Consider the following 21,075-nt stretch of genomic DNA (forward strand, 5'->3'; position numbering starts at 1 on the left):
GTGAGCACGAGCAGCCGCCTGAAGCAGATTGTGGCCGACGAACTGCTGCTGAGCCCCGAGCAGTTGGACGCCGATGCATCGTTCTCCGAGCTCGGGATCGACTCGATCCTCGCGGTCGAAGTCGTGAAGAAGGTCAACCGCGCATTCGGCGTGGAGCTGAAGAGCACGGCTCTTTACGACCTGCCCTCGATCCGCGCGCTGGCGGAGCACGTCGACGGCCCTGGAGTCGAAGCGCCTCGGGGGTCGCGCATTTCCCTGAAGCCAGTGGGCATCGCCGGCCCTGCGCCATCGCCCATCGTGGACGCGCCCCCGGCGGAGAGCGCGGCCCGCCGGACCGCGCCGACTCCGACGCGCGCGCAGGCCGAAATCCGTAGAGAGCTTCGTGAGGTCGTGGCGGCAGGGCTGCTCGTCTCGCCGAATGACCTGAAGGACGCGGCGGCCTTCGCAGAGATTGGGGTCGACTCGATCCTGGGCGTCGAGATCGTCAAGCGCTGCAATCAGGCGTGGGGAACCGAGCTGCCGGCGAGTATTCTTTACAGCTATCCCAGCATCGCCGAGCTCGCCGAGCACGTCGCGGAGATCTTCGCAGAGGCGTCCCGCGCCGGCGACCGCTCACCAGAGGAAAGCAACGGGAGTCGTCCGATCGTGCATCGCGCGGTCTCGGAAGTGCGGCGTGAAGCGCCGCCGAGCGCGGCTCCGGAGGCGCGGCGTGAAGCGCCGCCGAGCGCGGCTCCGGAGGTGCGGTGTGAAGCGCCGCCGAGCGCGGCTCCGGAGGTGCGGCGTGAAGCGTCGCCGAGCGCGGCTCCAGAGGCGCGGCGTGAAGCGCCGGCGCGAGCACCGGCCGCCCGCGCCGCGGATCCGGACGAACCGATCGCCGTCGTCGGGCTCTCTTGCCGTGTACCCGGCGCGCGCGATGCGCGCGAGTTCTGGGTCAATCTCTACCAAGGTCGCGACTCGGTGCGAGAGGTGCCCCGCGAGCGCTGGGATCCGCAGCTCTGGTTCGATCCGGATCGCCTGGCGCCGGGCAAAACATACAGCAAGTGGGGGGGATTCCTGGACGACGTCGACAAGTTCGACCCGCTCTTCTTCAATATCTCGCCTGCCGAGGCGAGCTGGATCGATCCCCAGCACCGCCTCTTTCTCGAGGAGTGCTGGTCGGCGCTCGAGGACGCCGGCTACACGCCGGACGACGTGCGCGGCAGGCGTGTGGGCGTCTACGCCGGAATCATGAACAATGATTACCAAGAGGTGATCATCCGGTCGGGCTCCAGCCCCAGCGAGCACGGCACAACGGGCATCGCCGAGTCGATGCTCGCCTCACGTCCGTCGTACTTCCTGAACCTCAAGGGCCCGGCGCTCACCATCAACACGGCATGCTCATCGTCTCTCGTGGCCATTCATCTGGCGTGTGAGTCGCTCAAGAACCGGCACACCGATATGATGATCGCCGGCGGCGTGACCTGCTATCTGACCGAGTCGTCGTACATCGGAATGAGCAAGCTCGGGATGCTCTCGCCCCGGGGGGTGTGCTCGCCGTTCGACGACGGAGCCGACGGTATCGCTCCCAGCGAGGGGGTCGGCGTTGTCGTCCTGAAACGTTTGAGCGACGCGATCGCTGACGGAGACAGGATCTGGGGGATCGTTCGGGGGTCGCTGACGAATCAAGACGGCAGGACCAACGGGATCACGGCGCCGAGCTCGATCTCGCAGAAGGCGCTGTTCGTCGAGCTGTATGAGAGGACGGGGATTCACCCGGAGAGCATCCAGTACGTCGAGGCTCACGGCACGGGGACCAAGCTCGGCGATCCGATCGAGGTAGAGGCGCTCAGCGCGGCGTTTCGCACGTTCACGCAGAAGTCGCGCTTCTGCGCGCTCGGCTCGGTGAAAGGCAACATCGGCCACACGTCGGGCGCCGCCGGCGTCGTGAGCCTGATCAAGGTGCTGCTGTGCATGAAGCACCGCACCCTCGTGCCATCGATCCATTACGAGCGTTCGAATCGGCACATCGCCTTCGAGGAGACGCCGTTCACGGTTCAGACCGAGGTAGCCGCATGGGAGGCGCCGCAGGGCGCGCCCCGGCGCTCCGCGATCAGCTCGTTCGGGTTCAGCGGCACCAATGCTCACTTGATCGTGGACGAGCCGCCTGCATTGCCGATCGCCCCGAGCACGCCCAAACCGGCTTACCTGTTCGCGGTCTCGGCGCGGACGCCCGACGCCCTCCGGCAGAGGTTGGCGGCTCTCTCCGAGGCCTTGACCGAGGCTGATGGTCGTATCGATCTTCAGGCTTTGAGCTACACGCTGAACCGCCGCCGCGCGCATTTTGCCCATCGTGTCGCGTTGATTGCTTCGTCGGTGAGCGAGCTCCAACAATTGCTGGAGGCCGCTCGTCGGGGCGAGGCGGGGCCGCGCGTCGTCTTTGGGCCCGCTTCCGCCAAGGAGACGAGCGCCTCCGACGCGCTCCTTTTCACGGAGGTGCTCACCATCGTAATCGAGCAGGTCCGGCGGCGAGACGGCCTAGACGATGCGACCTACGCGCGCAAGCTGACGGTCCTCGGGGCGCTCTACGCGAGAGGGCTGGACGTCGATTGGGCGATTCTGCACGAGGGAGAAAGCTCCCGCCCTTTGAGCTTGCCCGGTTATCCGTTCCAGAGGCGCCGGTGCTGGATCGAGGTGTCGTCCAATGACTCGGCGAGCAAGGCGTCTCCGGCTCTGGCTCCGTCGCATCGAGTGAGCCCCCGGGTCCAGGAGAACGGTGCGCATCACAATGGTGCGCGCGAGAACGGTGCGTATGAGAACGGCGCTGGCCTCTCCCGCGGTTCGTTCGCGGCGGCGGTTGAAGAACCGAGCCATGGGGTCGAGACCTTCGAGCTCTCCGAGGAGCAGCCGACGTTGGCCGATCATCGAATCGCCGGGCAGTCGATCGTTCCAGCGGTGCAGTATCTGGAGCTGATCCGCGCCGCGCTCGAACGCGGCGGCAAGCGGGCCGTCCGGCTCTTCGGGTGCGTCTGGCTCGACGCCTGCCGGGTCCGCGGCTCGGCGCCGCGACTTCGTTTGTCGCTTGAAGAGCCCGGACGGTTCGTCTTTAGCTCGACAGACGAAGCGGGGCGAACCGTCGTTCATTGCCGCGGCTCCTGGGAGGAGAGGGACCTCGCCCGGATCCCGCCCCCGGTGGCCCTCGCGCCCCTCCTCGAGCAGGCGGTCACGGTCTTGAAGGGCGCGGAGATCTACGCGAAGTTCGCGCGGCTCGGGATCGACTACGGCCCGAGCTTCCGAACGCTGCAATGGGTCCAGCGCGCGGGTACCAAGCTCGTGGCGAAGATCGAGGCGCGCCCTTCGCGAGGCGGAGAGCTCGTTATGGCCGGTCTCCTCGACGGTGCGCTTCAAAGTCTCATCGGGTTCGCGCAGGACGAGGGCGAAGGTTCGTCGGTTCCGTTCAGCATGGATGCCGTGGAGGTATACGGGCCCGTCGACTCCGAACTGTACGTCGTCGCGGATGTCAAACCATCCAAAGGCCCCGGTCCCAGCCTGTCGCGTCAGGTCGATCTCAAGCTGATCGCGCTCGATGGGCAGGTGCGGGTCAGCATCGAGAATCTCACCGTTCGCAAGTATGCGAACAAGACGCAATCCATCCAGGCGCCGACGAGCCCGCGCGTCGTGTTGTGTGAGGTCGACTGGCGCGACCGCCCCGCGGGGGAGATGCCGATCGACCTGGCCGCTGCGCGTGGCGTGCTGGTGCTCGAGGGGCGGGCTGGTCTCTCGAGTGCCCTCCAATCCTGGTGTTCCGAGAGGCAGCACCGGATGCCGATCATCTCGGTGACCCCCGACGCGCCGTTCGCGCAGCTCGGTCCGGCCGAATACTGCGTGGACCCAAGCCGCCCGGAGGACTTTGCGCGGCTGTGGAGCGCTCTTGCGGCCGGTGGCATCGCGGTGAGTCACGTGCTCAACCTTTGGTCCCTACACGGCGCGCAGCACGGCGGGGCCGGGGAATCACTGGAGGACAGAATTGCGACGGGCCCGCTCGCGACGTTCGATCTTGTCGCCGCCTTGGCTCGGGCAGGGACGAGGAAGCTTCGCCTCCTGCATGCGTACCTTACGGATGACCCGCTGGCCGGCGCCGACGCGATGATGGCTGGTTTTGCGGAGAGCGTCGTCCGGGAAAAGCCGGACTACGACCTCCGGGTTGTTGGGCTCGGAGAGGCGTGCCGTGCGCCGTCGGTGCTCGTCGACGTGCTCGCGCGAGATCTGTTCAGCAAGGGCGCGCCGCGCCACGTGCGGTGGGTCGATCCCCGGCAATCGCGCTTTATGGGTGTGCGACGCTTGGAGGCCGACGCTGCCGGCACGTCGGCGGTCGCGGCGGCGCCGGTCGCCGGTGGTGTCTACCTCGTCACGGGCGGCATGGGCGGCGTCGGTCGTCACGTCGCGCATTGGCTCGCGTCGGAGTTCGGAGCCCGCCTCGCGCTCGTCGGGCGGCACGCCCGCGATCCGATGATCGAAGCCAAGCTCGAGCCGCTGCGCCGCGCGGGCGCGGCGGCCGTCGAGTACTTCTCCTGCGACGTCGCATGCGCGGACGAGGTCGACGCGTTGATCCCGGCGATTCAAGACAAGCTCGGCGCGCTGCGAGGAATCATCCACGCGGCCGGCGTGCTCAACGATTCGCTTCTCGTCAACAAGACACGCGCAGACTTCGAACGCGTCATGTCGCCGAAGGTGTTCGGCGCGGTTCACCTCCATCGAGCCACCGCGCGCCATCATCTCGATTTCTTCGCCGCGTTCTCGTCGCTGGCGGCGCTGAAGGGCAACGTGGGCCAGGTGGACTACGCGACCGCCAACGCCTTTCTCGGCCACTTTGCGGCGTGGCGCGAAGGGCAGCGCGAGAGAGGCGAATGCTCGGGGATCACCGTAGCCATCGACTGGCCGCTCTGGCGGGACGGCGGTATGCAGGTCACCGTCGAGATCGAGCAGCGGCTGCGAGACGCGTTCGGTCTTGAGCCGCTCGAGACGGGGGAGGGGATGGACGCGTTCCGGACGATCCTCGCGCGGGGCGTTCCGCGTGTCGCGGTGGCGCGCGGGCGCGTAGCCGCCGTCTCTCGTTACCTCGGCCTGGAAGGCGACGACGTCAAGGTATCAACGGTCGCTGCGGGCGCGATCGAGCGCGGGCCTGTCGCGGCGATGCACGAGCCCCCGCCGCAGCGGACGGGCGGCGATCCCGGTCAACGAGAGCAGGCCGCTGTCGCCATGTTGACTCAGATCTGCGTGGCGACCCTCGGGCTCGACGCTGCCGACGTCGACCCCGACGCGCCGTTCGACACGCTGGGAGTCGATTCGATCCTCATGATGAAGATCCTGTCGGCGATCGAGCAGCACGTCCACTTGCCAGTGCCGCCCAGCATGATCCTCGAGAATCCGACCGTCCATCAGCTCGCGAAAGCGCTGGTCGCCGAGGGTTTCGTCCGGGAGCCGAGCGCCAAGGCGAACGGCGTGCGGACGGAAGCTCCGGCCCCGTCCATGGAGCCGATCGCGCCTTCGCGGTCGCCTGCCGCCGCGCCGGTGCCCGCTGAGCGGGCGCCCGATCGCCGGATCGCCGTGATCGGGATGGCCTGCCGCTTCCCGGGTTCTCCGAGCCCGGAGTCGTTCTGGGAGAACTTGCGGGGCGAAAAGTGCCTGGTCACCGAGGTGCCGCCCGATCGCTGGGACGTCGGTCGATCGTTTAGCCCCGATAAGCGCGCCGGCAGATCCTACTCGAAGTGGGGCGGCTTCATCGAAGGCGTGGATCTCTTCGACAACGAGTTCTTCGGCGTCGCCGACGAGGACGCGGTGGTGATGGATCCCCAGCAGCGCATCGTGCTCGAGCTGACCCAGGAGTTGTTTGACCGGGCGGGGTATGCACGCAGCGAGATCGAGGGGCGAAACATCGCCGTGCTCCTCGGCGCGTCGCAGAGCAGCTACATCAACCTGGTCGAGGGCAACCTGAGCGACAAGCAGCTCGCCAAGGCCGTCGTGAGCACCATTTCGAACATGGTCGCGGCCCGGGTCGCCGACTTCTACAACCTCAAAGGCGCGGCCCAGACCATCGACGCCGCCTGCGCCTCGGCGCTGATCGCCGTGCACGACGCCTGCAAGGCGCTGGTCGACGGGTCCGTGGACATGGCTGTTGCGGGTGGCATCGGGCTCCTCCTGGACGACCGCCAGTTCGTATCGTTCAGCCGCGCCAGCGTCCTGTCGGATACCGGCGTTTGCCGCGTCTTCGACGAGAAGGCGAACGGCTTCGTCCTCGGCGAGGGCGCGGGGCTCGTTCTGCTCAAACGATACGACCAGGCCGTGAAGGACGGTGACCGGATCCTCGGCGTCATCCTGGGATCGGCGGTCAATAACGACGGCCGCACGATGGGCTTGACCGTGCCGAATCAGGCGGCGCAGGAGGCGGTGATCGAGCTGGCGCTCGCCAACGCCTCGGTGTCGGCTGACACAATTTCGTACCTCGAGGCGCACGGCACGGGGACGCTGCTCGGCGATCCCATCGAGGTCAAGGCCGCTTCCAAGGCGTACTCCAAGCAGACCGAGGCGAAGCGGTACTGCGGCATCGGGTCGGTGAAATCCAGCGTGGGGCACCTGATGCGGGCCGCCGGGATCGCGAGCTTGATCAAGGTGATCTTGTCGCTCCAGCACGGGACAATCCCCGCGACGCTCCACTGCGACGCGCCCCACGCGCGATTCCAGTTCGAGCAATCGCCGTTCTACCCGGTCCGGGGCACGCAGGAGTGGCGCCCGCTCAAGGGAGTGCGCCGGGCGGGGATCTCGTCGTTCGGTTTCGGCGGCACCAACTGCCACATGATCGTGGAGGAGGCGCCTCGATCGGTGCCGGCGCGACGGCAAGAGCGCCCCGCTCAAGCGTTTCGGCGTCGGCGCTTCTGGGCGGACGGCACAACCCCGGCGCCGAGGCACGACGAACGCCATTTGTGGGACATTCTCAGCCGCCTCGAGCGGGGCGAGCTGAGCTCGGAACAAGCGACGCGAATGACCGCGCAGGCACTTTGACGCGAGGGAGCGGGCAAATGGACACGGCTTTACGGAAAATCTTCGAGAGTGTCGAGCGAGGCGAGCTGTCGCGCGACGATGCGATGCGACGAATCGTCACGCTGCGCGGCGAGCAGCGCCCCTCGGCGACGGACGCCGCGTTCTCGCGCCAGTTCTCGCTCGGGGACGCGTACGTCCGCGATCACCTCGTGCAGCGCGAGCCGGTCCTGCTCGGTGTCACGTACGTGAGCCTGGCGCTCGACGCGTGGAGGCGGACCGGGCGCGCCGGCGGTGCGTGCGCGCTCCAACGCGTCACCTTCGTCGAACCCATGAAGGTGCGCGCCGGCGTCCCATGTCGCGTCTCGGTGGAGATCGAGGAGCAGGCGGGCCAAACAAAGTTCCGCGCGCTCTTCACACACGCGGACGGGGCAGGCGGCTCGCGCGTCCCGGCTCACGGTGAGTACATGGCTGCCCCGGGGGGGCGGCCTCCGGCGATCGAGCTCGAGGCGGAGCTGCGCGCGGCGTCGGCGGTTGTTCCGGGGCACGATCTCTACGGGCGGAGCGACGGCATCGAGCACGGCCCTTCGCTCCACACGGTACGCAAGGTCCACGTGACGGGTGATCGAGCGATCGGCGAGCTCGCGCTCTCGGACGCGCTCGCCTTCGAGACGAACTACGAGAGCGTCCATCCCGCGCTGCTGGATGGGGCGATCCTCTCCGCGGCGGTCCTCCTGCCGGAGGGCGCGCGCTCCAAGCCCTTCATTCCGATTTTTATCGGCTCGCTCACGCAGTATGCCGCGGTCCCCGCCCGCTGCTTCAGCGTGTCCCGGCTGGTCAAGGCCAACGACGAGGTCACGATCATCGACATGGTGCTCGTGGACGCGAGCGGCAGCGTGCTCGTCGACGTTCGAGGCTTCACCTGCAAACGCATCCGAGCGACGAACAGCTCGGCGACCGCGGAGCAGGCGAGGCGCGACGTCACGCCGGCGCATCTGGTCGGCCACGGCGTCGAGGCTCGCGCTTCGGACTCGACCGATCCCGTCGAGGGCTACGTCCTTCGCAAATTGCAAGGGTTGGTCGGCTCGTCAAGGCCCCTCGATCCGAAGACCAACTTCATGGATCTCGGGATCGACTCGAATCAGCTCGTCGGTCTCGCAGCCAGCATCGAGAAGGAGGTCGGCGTTCAGCTCTATCCGACGGTGTTCTTCGAGTATCCGAACTTGAGCGACCTCACCGCCTTCTTCGCGCAGGAATACGGCGAGAAATTTCGCGCGTTCTGCGGCGTGGCCGTTGAGTCCTCTCCGCTGCCGACGCCGGCCGCGAAGCCGGTCCAGAGCAGCGCGCCCCGGCAAGCCGACGAGCGCATCGCCATTATCGGGATGGCGGGGCGCTGGGCGGAGGCGCCGGGTCTCGAGGCGTTCTGGCGGAACACCGCGCTCGATCGGGATGTGGTGCGGGAGGTGCCGCTCGACCATTGGGACTACCGGCCCTGGTTCGAGGCGGGCACGCGACAGGCGGACAAGACCTACGCGAAGTGGGGCTCGTTCGTGAGCGACGTCGCCGAGTTCGACGCGGAATTTTTCGGCATATCGCGAAGAGAGGCGGAGCTCATGGACCCGCAGCAGCGCCTGCTGTTGCAAACGCTCTATCACGCCGCCGAGAACGCCGGTTACGGCGTCAAGATACGCGGCTCTCGAGCGGGTGTGTTCGTCGGCTGCTGCTTTTACGACTACGCGCAGGAGATGGGCCGGGTCGGCAAGGTCGTGGATCCTCACGACGGGACCGGCAACGCCGCGACCATGCTCGCGAACCGACCTTCATTCTTCCTCGATCTGCGCGGGCCGAGCCTCACCATTGATACCGCGTGCTCGTCGTCGCTCGTCGCCCTCGACATGGCCAGCGACGCGCTGCGCCGGGGCAAATGTGATCTCGCGTTTGTGGCGGGCGTCAACCTGCTGCTCAGCTCCTGGCACTATCGCTATTTCTGCAGCATCGGCGCGTTGTCTCCGACGGGGCGTTGCCACACCTTCGACGAGCGCGCGGACGGCTACGTCCCCGGGGAAGCGGTCGGCGTGTGTTTGCTCAAGCCGCTCTCCGCCGCGATCGCGGACGGTGATCGGATCCACGCCGTCATCACCGGCTCCGCGGTGAACCACGGAGGCTACACGCCGTCGCCGACCGCGCCCAACGCCAAGATGGAGACCGAAGTCATGCGCGAGGCGTGGCAGAACGCGGGGGTCGACCCCACGCGCATCGGCTACATCGAGGCGCACGGCACGGGTACTCCGCTCGGGGATCCCATCGAGATCAACGCGATCAAGGCCGCGTTCGCTGCGCACACGACCGAACCGGGCTTCTGCGCGGTCGGATCGGCCAAGGCGCAGGTGGGTCACACCGAAGGGGCGGCCGGCATCACCGGCGTCATCCGGACCGTGCTGGCCATGCAGAACGAGACGATTCCCGCGTTGCACGGTTTTCGGAAGCTCAATCCGTACATCAACCTCGAGGGGAGCGCGATCTACATCCCCGCCGAGAAGCGGCACTGGCCCGCGCGGGCGGGTGAGCCGCGTCGAGCCGGGGTCAGCTCATTCGGGTTCGGAGGGACGTACGCCCACGTGGTGCTCGAGGAGGCGCCGCCCCGGTACGTCCCGGCGGAGGGTAGTCCGCGGTCCCACGTGTTGATCGGCATTTCGGCCCGGAACGAGCGTGCGCGGAGCACGCGCGTGACCGAGCTCCGCGATTGGTTGGCGGTGGCCGGCGACGTCTCGCTGGCCGACTTGGCGTTCACGTTGAACAGGACTCGCGCCCATTGGGCGTCGCGGCACGCGTTTGTCGTGCAGAGCGTCGACGAGCTCCGCGCGGCGCTCGACGCCGTGCTACGGGGGGAAGCGCCCCCGTCGGTCCTGTCGTCGAACGCTCGCGTCAAGCCGGAGCGGCACGCGGCGGCCGCCTTCGAGACCGCATACCGCCGGCTCGTAGAGTGCGGCGACGGCGAGGAGCTTCGAGCGGTCTTGCGCTCGATCGGGGCGCTTTACATCGAGGGTGCTGAGGTCGACTGGGCGCGCGTTGCGCCTCGTGCCCGCTTGCTTGACGCGCCGCTCTACCCCTTCGCCACCGAGCATTGCTGGTTCGACCATCGCACCGCGCCGCCCACCGAGCACACGACGGCGCCTCACGTGATGTCGGCGCCGCCGGCGTCAGCGCCGCCGGTGTCAGTGCCGCCGGTGTCAGCGCCGCCGGTGTCAGCGCCGCCGGTGTCAGCGCCGCGCTCGGTCGATCGAGCCGAGGACGCGGGGCGTCCGGAGCAACCCGCGGCGTCGCACGTTTACGCCAAGGGCGTGCGCATTCTGAGTGACATCTTGCTGCTGCCCGAGTCGAAGATCGATCGAGATGCCGAGCTCACCAGCCTAGGCGTCGACTCGGTCATGACGATGCAGTTCGTGATGCGAGTCAACGAGGTCTTTGGACTTCGCCTGACGGCCGCGGCGCTCTACGACGTCACGCGCGTGGGCGACGTGCTCGACCGCCTCACCTCGATCATCGGGGGCGCGGCCGCGTCGACCGCTGACTCGACGGTCTCGAGGGGGTCGGAGTCGATCGCGAGCCCCGCGCCCGCAGCGGCGGCGGAGCCACCAGCGGCGGCGGAGCCGCCCGTCCGGACCGCGGATCCGGCGAGCCACGCTCCCGAGTCTCCTTCCGCCCCCGAGCGGAAGCGGCTCGTTCTGAAGCGAACCGGGGTGGTGCAGCCCGCGAGTGTACCCGCTGGGGCGCGCTACGTGCCGATCTTGAGCTTCAACACGGCGGGGCACAAGGTGCCACTCTTTCTCGTCCACCCCGGCGGGGCGGGGGCCGAGGCGTACATCAAACTCTCTACCTATCTCGACAAGAGCCAGCCGCTCTACGCCATCGAGTCGTACAACCTGTACAGCGGCGAGCCGCTGATCCGCACCGTCACCGAACTCGCGGCAGTGTACCTCCGCCATCTGAGAGAGGTTCAGCCGCGCGGCCCCTACTATCTCGGCGGTTGGTCACGCGGCGGGATGATCGCCTTCGAGATGGCGCAGCAGCTCCGGGCGAGCGGCGAGCAGGTAGGCACGCTCTACCTGTTGGACACCTATGTGATGAACGAGCGCGAGAAGCTGGTGGCGCTCGACAACGTCATCAAGCACTCGCTGCCCAACTCGGAAGACGGCTCGTTCCGGAGCCTGCTCAAGAAGAACCTCGCCACCGAGCGAATCGCGAACATCGTGTACGACCCGTGCGAGTTTCCGGGGCGGACCATCCTGTACAAGGCCAATCAACCGCTCGAGGCATCGGTCGCCAGGGACACGATGCGGCAGGTCCACGTAACGATGCACGAGGGCATTCCGCGGGCGGCCAGCGACGGGGTCGACGATGTGATCGACAACCTGAACGCGTTCATCAACGAAGACACGATCGCCGATTTTAACGCGCTGGGCGCCAAGCCCGACAACGGCTGGTCTCGTTACATTCCGAACCTGCTCGTCCGGGTTATCGAGGGCAACCACTTCAGCATCATGGGGGAGCGGACGCTGCGCCCGATGGTTGAGCACATTCAGGCGGACCTGCTGGCGACGTCCGCTTCCGGCCGGAGCGGCGCGGCGCGAGAGCGCGACGGGATGGGCGCACACGTCAAGAATCGGGCCAACGGAGACCTCGTTTTTGCGACCTCGGGCATGGGGGATGAGAGATGAAATGTGAATGGGCGCTCCGCCGCGGTGACTCGCCGGAGCTGTTTCGCGTCCTTGGCACTCCCGACGCGTCGAATGTCCCCCACGCGGACGTGGCGGACAACTCGCACGCGCTGATGATGTATCGACAGATGGTCGCGCTCCGCGTGCTCGACGAGCGGGCGCTCGTGTACCACCGGCACGGTCGCATCGGCACCTGGGCGATCTCGTGGGGCCATGAGGCGATCCACGTGGGCGTCATGGCGGCCCTGCGCGACACCGACTGGGCTTTCCCGTCGTACCGCGAGAACAAGCTGTGCCTGCTCCGGGGCATGTCGCCCGAGGCGATCCTGGCGGGGTGCCGCGGTCAGCCCGAGGGGTTCTGGAATCCCCACGAGTGGCGAGTTGGCTCGATTTGCATTCCGGTGGCCTCTCACGTCCCCCACGCGGCGGGGTTCGCTTGGGGCGAGAAGCTGCAAGGGCGCGACACGGTCGCGGCGGTCTTCTTCGGCGATGGCGCCACGTCGGAGGGCGAGTTCCACGAAGGAGCCAATTTCGCCGCGGTGACGCGGGCCCCTGTCTTGCTCGTGTGCACGAACAATCAATGGGCGATCAGCACCCCCGTATCGCGCCAGACTCGGGCGATGTACCTGGCGGACAAGGCGGTGGGTTACGGCATTCCAAGCGTACGCGTCGACGGGAACGACGTGCTCGCGGTCTACGAAGCCACCCGGCAGGGGGCCGAGCGGGCTCGCGACGGGGGGGGGCCCGTCTTCATCGAATGTGTGATCTATCGGGCGCAGGCCCACGCGTTCCCGGACGATCCAAGCGCGTACCGCGACGATGTGGAGGCTGAAAAGGCGCGGCGCGAGGAGTGCCTCGGGCAAATGGAGACATACCTTCGGGCGCGCGGGCTGCTCAGCGACGAGCAGGCGGCCCTGTACCGATCGGAAGCGCTGGCCTCCGTGGCCGCGGGCATCGTCAAGGCGGAGGCGCTCCCGACCGCCGACCCAGAGCTGATCTTTCAGCACGTTCTCGAAGAGCAAACTCCAGCCATGCGGAGCGACATGGAGCGACTCCGCGCCGTGCGCACCCGCTACGGATCACCGTGAGGATCGGTAGATGACCCTACTCGCATTCGCTGACGCGATTAACCTTGCTCTTCGAGAAGAGCTACACAGAAATCCGCGCGCGATGCTGCTCGGCCAGGACATCGGGCGCAGCGGCGGTGTGTTCCGCGTGACCGCCGATCTGCAGCAGACCTTCGGCGCCGATCGCGTCGTGGACGCGCCCATCTCCGAAGCGGGGATCGTCGGGATGGCCGTTGGGTTGTGTCTCTCGGGCTGGCGGCCGGTCTGCGAGCTCCAGTTCGACGCTTTCAGCTATCCGGCGCTGAACCAGATCTTCACCCACGTGAGCAGGTACCGGTGGCGGACGCGGGGCGCCGCGGCGATGCCGATGGTGATCCGCATGCCGTGCGGCGGCGGCGTGAAGGCCCCCGAGCTGCACTCCGACTCGCCGGAGGCCTATTATTGCCACACACCCGGCCTGGTCGTTGTCATGCCCTCGACGCCCGCGGACGCGAAAGGGCTCCTGACCGCGGCGCTCCGCGCGCAGGACCCAGTGGTGTTTCTCGAGCCGAAGAAGCTCTACCGCCACGCGCGGGGCGAGGTGCCGGAGACGGAGCACATCGTCCCGCTCGGGTCGGTGCGCACGGTGCGTGAGGGGAGCGACGTCACGCTGATCGCGTGGGGGGCGATGATAGACGTCGCCGTGCAGGCGGCGGATGTCGTCCGCGAGGAGGGAGTCTCGGCGCACATTTGCGACGTGCGTACGCTCTCGCCGCTCGACAGAGCGGGCATCCTGGACGCGGTGAGGGCCAGCGGCCGCGTGGTGATCGTGCAGGAGTCGCCGAGGTCGTGCAGCCTGGCCAGCGAGATCGCGGCGCTCGCGGCGGAAGAAGCCCTGTATGACCTGCGCGCGCCAGTGGTGCGCGTGAGCGGGTACGACGCTCCGTACCCTTATTACAGCGTCGAACACTATCACCGCCCCGACTGGGCGCGGGTCGTTGACGCTATCAAGCAAGTGCTCGCGGCGTAGGACGGGTATCTGATATGGGTTTCGTTTACGTATTGCCGGATCTCGGGGAAGGAATCGCCGAAGCAGAGGTCGTGCGCTGGCACGTCGCCGAAGGCGACGACGTGCAGGAGGACGATCCCCTCGTCGAGGTGGTCACCGCCAAGGCGACGGTCGACGCGCCCTCACCGAGGACGGGCAAGGTGCTCAAGGTGGTCGCCCTGACAGGAGAAACCATCCAGGTGGGCGATCCGCTGGCCGTCATCGGCGAAGCCGGCGAGGACGTCGAGGCCATCCTCCAGGCGAACGCCAAGGCGAGCTCGCGGCGGCCCGCGGGCGGCGCGATCCAGGTCCTGCCCAGCGTCCGCAAGTTGGCCGCGGAGCTCGGCGTCTCGCTCGAGGCCCTACAGCACTCCGGCCCGATCACCGCGGATGTGGTGCGGGCCGCCGCGCAGGGAAATCTCGGCGCTGGTGTGCAGGGAAACCTCGGCGTCGGCGTCCGGGCGCGGCGGCGGCTCCAGGGCGTCGGCCGGGCGGCCGCGCAGAACCTGTCGCGCGCGCAGCTCGTCCCGACGGTGATGGTCGTCGAGGAGGCCCAGCTGGATGCGCTGTTCCGCCTGCAGCAGCTCCTCGATATCGGCTACGTGCCGTTCCTCGTGCAGGCGGCGATCGCGGCGTTCCGCGAGGTGCCCGAGGCGAACGCTCGATTCGACGAAGCGAAACAGGAGCTCGTGATCTACGACCAGGTCGACATGGCTGTCGCCGTGCACCTGGACGAAGGGCTGGCGGTTCCCGTCATGAGCGACTGCGCGGGGCTCTCGCTCCGTGAGCTGGCGGAGAAGATCCGCGACCTCGGGGAGAGGGCGCACGCCAACGCGCTTTCGCCGAGCGAGAGCATGGGAGGCACATTCACCGTCTCATGCCCGGGGGACGCGGGGGTGCTCCTCGCGGCGCCGCTGCTCAACGTGCCGCAGGTCGGGCTCCTGGCGCTGCACCGGCTGTCGCGGAGACCGATCGTCGTCGATGGCCGATTGGCCGTGGGGTGGGCGGCGCACGTCACGTTCACGCACGATCACCGCGCGATCAACGGCATGACTGCCTGCCACTTCCTTCGGCGCGTGGTCGAGCTCTTGTCGAAGCCGCTCCAGGCGCTCGAGGCCGGGATCTTCCGGCCCGGCGATCTCCAATCTCAAGCGACCCGAGCGCCGCGTCCGGGCGCGGCGGAGCCTTCCGGGGCGCTGGCCGCCGAGCTGGGCGGGCTGCCCGAGCCGCGCCGGCGCGACCACCTCATCGCGGCGATCGAGGCGCGCCTCCGCAAGCAGCTCAATACCAACTGGACGTTTGATCGCTCCCGGACGTGGTCGGATCTCGGCTTGAACTCGTACGGCGCGGTGTCCTTGCGCAGCTCGCTGAGCGACGCGTTGGGGTGCGAGCTGCCGTCGACGCTCTTGTACAGACACGCGACGCCCGTTGCTCTCGCCGAGCACCTCCTCGGACTGCTGCGCCAGCCGGCGGCTCCGGCGACGCTCACGCCGGTGCAGCTCCTCCAGCGGCTCCGGGGGATGCAGGAGCAGAAGGCTCACGCGCTCCTCGTGGAGCTGACCGAGGGGCGAGCTGCCCGGGACGCACGGCCGCGGCAGACGAAGGGCGAGGACCTGATCGACGAGGCGGGGGGCGCGGCGGCGTCGAACGTGGAAATCGACGCGCAGCTCGATGACATCTTGGGCGCCGATTCTTCGGCGGGGGCATAGGTCGTGAGCGACGAGCAAACAATCCGGCTGCGCCGCGCGATGGCGGCCGTCACGAAGCTCCAGGCGCGAATAGCGCAGCTGGAGGCAGGGGCGCACGGCGCCATCGCGATCGTCTCCATGGCCTGCCGGTTTCCCGGCGGCGTCGACAGTCCGGAGGGGTTCTGGCAGCTCCTGGATGACGGACGGGACGCGATCACCGAGATCCCGCGTTACCGGTGGGACGTCGACGCGGTCTATGACCCGAATCCGGGGACGGTCGGCACCACGTACTGCCGCGTGGGCGGCTTCGTCGGCGAAGTGGACCGGTTCGATCCTGGTTTCTTCGGGATCAGCCCGCGCGAGGCGCTGACGATCGATCCGCGCGAGAGGTTGCTCCTCGAGACAGCGTGGGAGGCGCTCGAGCGGGGAGGGATGACCGCCAAGCGGGTCGCCGGCTCCTCGACAGGCGTCTACGTCGGCATTTTGACCCTGCCGGAGTACCAAATCGACGCTCTCCGTGACAGGGACCGGATTGACCCGTACACGCTCCTCGGCACCACCCACAGCGCGATGGCGGGCCGACTCTCGTACTGGCTCGGCCTGCACGGCCCCAACATGCCGGTCGACACGGCATGCTCGTCCTCCCTGGTGGCCGTGCACCTGGCCGTGCAGGCGCTCCGGGCGGGGGAATGCGACATGGCGCTGGCCGGAGGGGTGAGTCTCCTGCTCGCCCCGGAGGGCTACGTCTATTTCTCTCGCCTGACAGCCCTCTCCAAGACGGGGCGGTGCCATGCGTTCTCCGCCGACGCCGACGGTTACGTGCGGGGTGAAGGCTGCGGGATGGTGGTGCTGAAGCGCCTGGAGGACGCGCAGCGGGACGGTGATCCGATCCTCGCCGTGATCCGGAGCAGCGTCGTCAATCAAGACGGGACGTCGAACGGGTTCACCGCTCCCAGCGGCGTCGCTCAGGAGCAGATGCTGCGCCGGGCGCTCAAGCAAGCGCAGATCGAGCCGGCAACGATCGACGTCGTGGAGTGCCACGGGACGGGGACGATCTTGGGCGATCCGATCGAGGTCGACGCGCTGGCGAGCGTCTATGGAGAGGGGCGCTCGCCGGACCGCCCCCTGCTGCTCACGTCGGTGAAAACGAACATCGGGCACACCGAAGGGGCCGCGGGCATCGCGGGGATGATCAAAGCGGTGCTCGCGCTGCAGCATCGCCGCGTGCCGCCGTCGTTGCACTTCAACGACCGTCCGAACCCGAACATCGCTTGGGATCGCTCTCCGGTGAAGGTGGCGACCACCGCGATACCGTGGGAACAGAGGGAGCACCCGCGGCGCATCGGTGTGTCCTCGTTCGGGTTCTCGGGGACGAACGCGCACATCATTCTGGAAGGGGTGCCTGAGGCCACGCCGAGCGCGGCGCCGCCGAAGCTGAGCTTGCCACGGGTCCCGCTGGTGTTGTCGGGTCACACGGAGGAGGCGCTGCGGAGCAACGCGGGGCGCCTGGCGGCGTGGCTGGACGACCACGACGGCTCGCTCCTGGATATCGCGTACAGCCTCGCGGCGACGCGAACCGCCTTCCGAGAGCGCGTCGCGGTCTCGGTGGCGGACGCACCGTCGGCCAAGGAGGCGCTCCGCGCCTTGGCGCGAGGGGATCTGCCGTCCGACGCGATCCGCGCGACGGCGCGCCGAGACCGGGCCGTCTTCATCTTCCCCGGCCAAGGCAGCCAGTACCCGGGCATGTGCCGGACGTTGCTGAACGAGCCGGTGTTTCGTGAGGCCCTGGCCGCGTGCGACGCCGCGATACGTCAGCACGCAGGCTTCTCGGTGCTGGAGCTGCTGGAGCAAGACGACGATGCGCAGCGGAGCGCGCTGGAGAAGGTGGCCATCGTCCAACCGGTCTTGTTTGCGGTCGCCGTCGCGCTCTCGCGGTTGTGGCAGTCCTGCGGCGTGGAGCCGGCCGCCGTCGTCGGGCACAGCCAGGGAGAGGTCGCCGCGGCCGTCGTGGCCGGCGCGCTGTCGCTGGAGGAGGGCGCGCGCGTCGTCAGCGTTCGGAGCCGCCTCTTGAGTCGACTGGACGGCAGCGGGGCGATGGTCAGCGTTGGTCTCCCGATGAAGGAGGTGGAAGCCCTCCTGGCCACATACGAAGGGCTGTCGGTGGCCGTCGTGAATACGAGCGAGTCGACCGTCGTCGCGGGCGATCGTTCCCGGTTGGAGGCGCTGCTGGTCGAGCTGGAGCGTCGAAGCGTCTTCTGCCGCCGCATCGCGGTGGACTATGCGTCGCACTCGCCGCAGATGGACCCGATCCTGGGAGCTATCCGTGAGGGGCTCGCCGATCTCGCGCCCCGCGAGGCGAGCACGCCGTTCTACTCGACGGTGCTCGGCAAGCAGGCGATCGGCACCGAGCTGGGTGGCGGATACTGGGCGGACAACCTGCGTATGCCCGTGCGGATGGACCTGGCGCTCGAAGCGCTCGGGCAGCGCGACGCCGCCGTGCTCCTGGAGGTGAGCGCTCATCCTCTCCTCGCTGCCCCGCTCGGGCTTGCGGGGCACGAGGCCGTCGTCGGTTCGCTCCACCGCGACGCGGACGCCGCCTCGCGCTTTCGAGCCGCCGCCGCACAGCTCCATGTGCACGGCGTCGAGGTCGATTGGGAGAAGGTCTACGCGGCTGCGGGCGCGAGGCGGACGGCCGTGCCGACCTATGCGTTCCAGCGCGATCGCTACTGGTTGGAGAAGCCGAAGGAGCGACGGCCGCAGCGCGGAGGGCACCCGCTGCTCGGGGAGCGCATCGAGCTCTCGACGCCGAAGAAGATCGCGGTATGGGAGAGCGCCATCGGCCTCGAGGCGTTGCCGTACCTCAAGGATCATCGGGTCGAAGACGCGATCATCTTCCCAGGCGCGGGCTTTGTGGAGATGGCCCTCGCGGCGGCGAAAGAGCTCTTCGGTGGAAGAGCTCACGTGGTGGAGGATCTCTCGCTCGACGTCGCGCTCGTTCTCCTGGAGGAGGCGAAGGTCGTTCAGCTCGCCTGCGTGGAAGACGAACCGGGGTCGATGGGCTTTCAGATCTCGAGCTGGGAGGACGCGAGCTCGTCGTGGGTGCGGCACGCGCGGGGGAAACTGCGGCTCGGCGAGCCGGAGAAGGTCGCGCCGGAGCCTCCTCGCGAGGTGCGCGCGCGCTGCCGCACGGCCGTGAGCGGCGGCGAGTACTACGGCGCGCTCTCGGAGCGAGGCCTCGTTTACGGGCCGTCGTTTCAACGGATCGCGCGCCTCTGGGTCGGAGAGAAGGAGGCGCTCGGCGAGATGCAGCTCGCGGGCGAGGGGACCTCGGGCGCGAGGCGCTACATCGTCCCTCCCGACTTCCTCGACGGCTGCTTTCAGGTGTTGATGGCCGCGTCGGGGTCGTCGACGGCGGGGCCGATGGTCCCGGTAGGCGTGAAGTCCGTGCGGGTTCGGGGGCCGCTCGAGGGCAACGTATGGAGCCACGTTTGGCTCCGAGAGATCGACGAGGCGAAGGGCAGCTTCACGGGCGACGTGTCTCTGCTGGACGAGTCCGGAGGCGTGCTGGTCGACGTGCGGGGGCTGCGCGTCCAGCGGCTCGAGCGCGGCGCGGTCGCGGGTGAGGAGATCCGCCGCCTTGAGCACCGCTTTCATCCGGCGCCGTTGCCGGAGCGCGAGCGCACGGCCTCGGGCAGGTCGGGCCGGGTCGTGATCCTCGCGGACGAGGGCGGCGTCGGGGATGCTCTCGCGAACGCGCTGCGGGCGGAGGGGGTACCGGCCACGTCCGTACGCGCTTCGGAGATCTCCCTGGAGGGCTCGCGGGTCTTCGAAGATCTGTTCGGCTCCTCGCCGTGTCGAGACATCGTGCACCTCTGGAGCCTCGACGGCCCGCCGCCCGAGGAGATCACCGTCGCCTCGCTGGCGCGCGTCGGGCAGCGCGACTGCGGGGGCCTGCTCCACGCCGTACAGGCGCTCTCGCGCCTCTCCTTGCGAGACGCGCCGCGGCTCTGGATCGTCACGCGCGGCGTGCACCAGGTTGGGGCTCCATCGACCCCGAGCTCGCCAGGCCCCGCGCTGCTCTGGGGGCTCGGTCGAACGATCGCAGCCGAGCACCCGGAGCTCTCCTGCACGCGGCTCGATCTGGCGCCGCGACCGCTCCCGGACGAGGTGAACGAGCTCGCGAGACATCTGCTCGTCGACGATCGCGAGGACGAGATCGCGCTTCGTCCAGAGGGCCGCTTCGTCGCGCGCGTGGGGCCCGCGGCGAAGCTTCGGTCCGCGGGGACGTCGTTTGGCCCGACGAGAATCGCCCAGGGCGCGACGTACCTCGTCGTCGGTGGGCTCGGCGGCCTCGGATTGTCGCTGGCCGAGTGGTTGGTGTCCGAGGGGGCGCGCCACCTGGTGCTGACGAGTCGGCGCGGAGCGCACACCACGGAGCAGATCGAGGCTGTCGCGCGAATGAAGGCCTCCGGGGCCCAGGTGGTCGTCGAGGCGGCGGACGTCTCGGTGCGCTCCGACGTCGAGCGCGTGCTGGAGCGAATCGCGAAGGAGCTGCCGCCGCTGCGCGGCGTCGTGCACGCGGCGGGCGTTCTCGACGACTCCCTCCTGGAGCGGCAGACGGCCGAGCGACTGGCGAAGGTGACCGCGCCCAAGGTGGCGGGCGCGTGGCACCTGCACGAGCTCACGCGCGATCAACCGCTCGATTTCTTCGTCCTCTACGCCTCGGCGTCTGGGCTCCTCGGCGCCGCGGGACAGGCCAATTACGCCGCGGCCAACGCATTCCTCGACGCGTTGGCTCATCATCGGCGCGCCCTCGGCCTCCCCGCGTTGAGCCTCGACTGGGGAGCGTTCTCCGAGGTCGGGTTGGCGGCGGCTCAGGACAACCGAGGCGCGCGGCTGGCGACCATGGGAATGCGAAGTATGACGCCCGAGGAGGGCATCGCCGTCCTCGCCGAGGAGCTGGGCGGCGACCGCGTGCAGCTCGGCGTCATACCGCTCGACTTGCGGCAGTGGGTCGAGTGCCATCCGCACGTCGCCGCCTCGACCCTGTTCTCCGAGCTGGTCCAAGCGGCCGGCCAGCTCCGGGGATTGAGCAAGACGGCCAAGTCGATGCAGCAGTCGCTGAGCAAGGCGTCCGCCTCGGAGCGCCGCGCGCTGGTCGAGCGCTTCCTTCGAGAACAGGTGGGGACTGTCCTCCGGATGGATGCGTCCAGGGTCGACCCGACGGCGCCTTTCCGGGGCATGGGGCTCGATTCCCTCATGGGATTGGAGCTGCGCAATCGGCTCGAGACCGGTCTCGGTCTGAAGCTCGCGGCCACGTTGATCTGGACATACTCCAACGTGACCGCTCTGGCGGAGCACCTCTCGGGTCGGCTCGCGGCGGAGACGAGCGGGGACCCGCGCGTCGAGACGAACGCTCCGGTCGACGTGCTCGTACACCCGGCGGCTCCGATGAGCGTCGCGCCCATCTTGAGCCTCTCGCACGAGGAGAAGAACGCCCTCCTCGAAAAAACGCTGTCGGCGATCGAGGAATATCTCAAATGACCCAGGGCACAGGGACTGGA

General features: G+C 68.4%; 6 protein-coding genes. All 6 read left to right on the forward strand.

The window, feature by feature from the left end; genetic code table 11:
* The 6 genes from WMF29_RS17465 to WMF29_RS17490 are packed head-to-tail and all read left to right on the forward strand — an operon-like array spanning nt 1 to nt 21,055.
* Complete coding sequence (locus tag WMF29_RS17465) at nt 1-7,035, forward strand: SDR family NAD(P)-dependent oxidoreductase (RefSeq protein ID WP_437329914.1); 7,035 nt, start codon at nt 1-3, stop codon at nt 7,033-7,035.
* Between the two features lie 17 nt (nt 7,036-7,052).
* Nucleotides 7,053-11,729 (forward strand): beta-ketoacyl synthase N-terminal-like domain-containing protein, encoded by a 4,677-nt coding sequence (locus WMF29_RS17470; protein ID WP_437329915.1) that lies wholly within the window; start codon nt 7,053-7,055, stop codon nt 11,727-11,729.
* Nucleotides 11,726-12,817 carry a thiamine pyrophosphate-dependent enzyme gene (locus WMF29_RS17475; protein WP_437329916.1) on the forward strand — a complete coding sequence of 364 codons (1,092 nt, stop codon included), beginning with the start codon at nt 11,726-11,728 and terminating at the stop codon, nt 12,815-12,817. Before WMF29_RS17470 ends, WMF29_RS17475 begins: the two co-directional genes overlap by 4 nt.
* A gap of 10 nt (nt 12,818-12,827) precedes the next feature.
* Nucleotides 12,828-13,805, forward strand: a complete 978-nt coding sequence (locus WMF29_RS17480) for an alpha-ketoacid dehydrogenase subunit beta (protein ID WP_272098406.1) — start codon at nt 12,828-12,830, stop codon at nt 13,803-13,805.
* A gap of 14 nt (nt 13,806-13,819) precedes the next feature.
* Nucleotides 13,820-15,532 carry a 2-oxo acid dehydrogenase subunit E2 gene (locus WMF29_RS17485; protein WP_437329917.1) on the forward strand — a complete coding sequence of 571 codons (1,713 nt, stop codon included), beginning with the start codon at nt 13,820-13,822 and terminating at the stop codon, nt 15,530-15,532.
* A 3-nt stretch (nt 15,533-15,535) separates the two neighbouring features.
* On the forward strand, nt 15,536-21,055 hold the full coding sequence (locus tag WMF29_RS17490) for a type I polyketide synthase (RefSeq protein WP_437329918.1): 5,520 nt from the start codon (nt 15,536-15,538) through the stop codon (nt 21,053-21,055).
* The last annotated feature ends 20 nt before the right edge of the window (nt 21,056-21,075 follow it).

This window comes from Sorangium sp. So ce381 (assembly GCF_051473845.1).
In the GTDB taxonomy this organism is placed as follows: Bacteria; Myxococcota_A; Polyangia; order Polyangiales; family Polyangiaceae; genus Sorangium; species Sorangium atrum.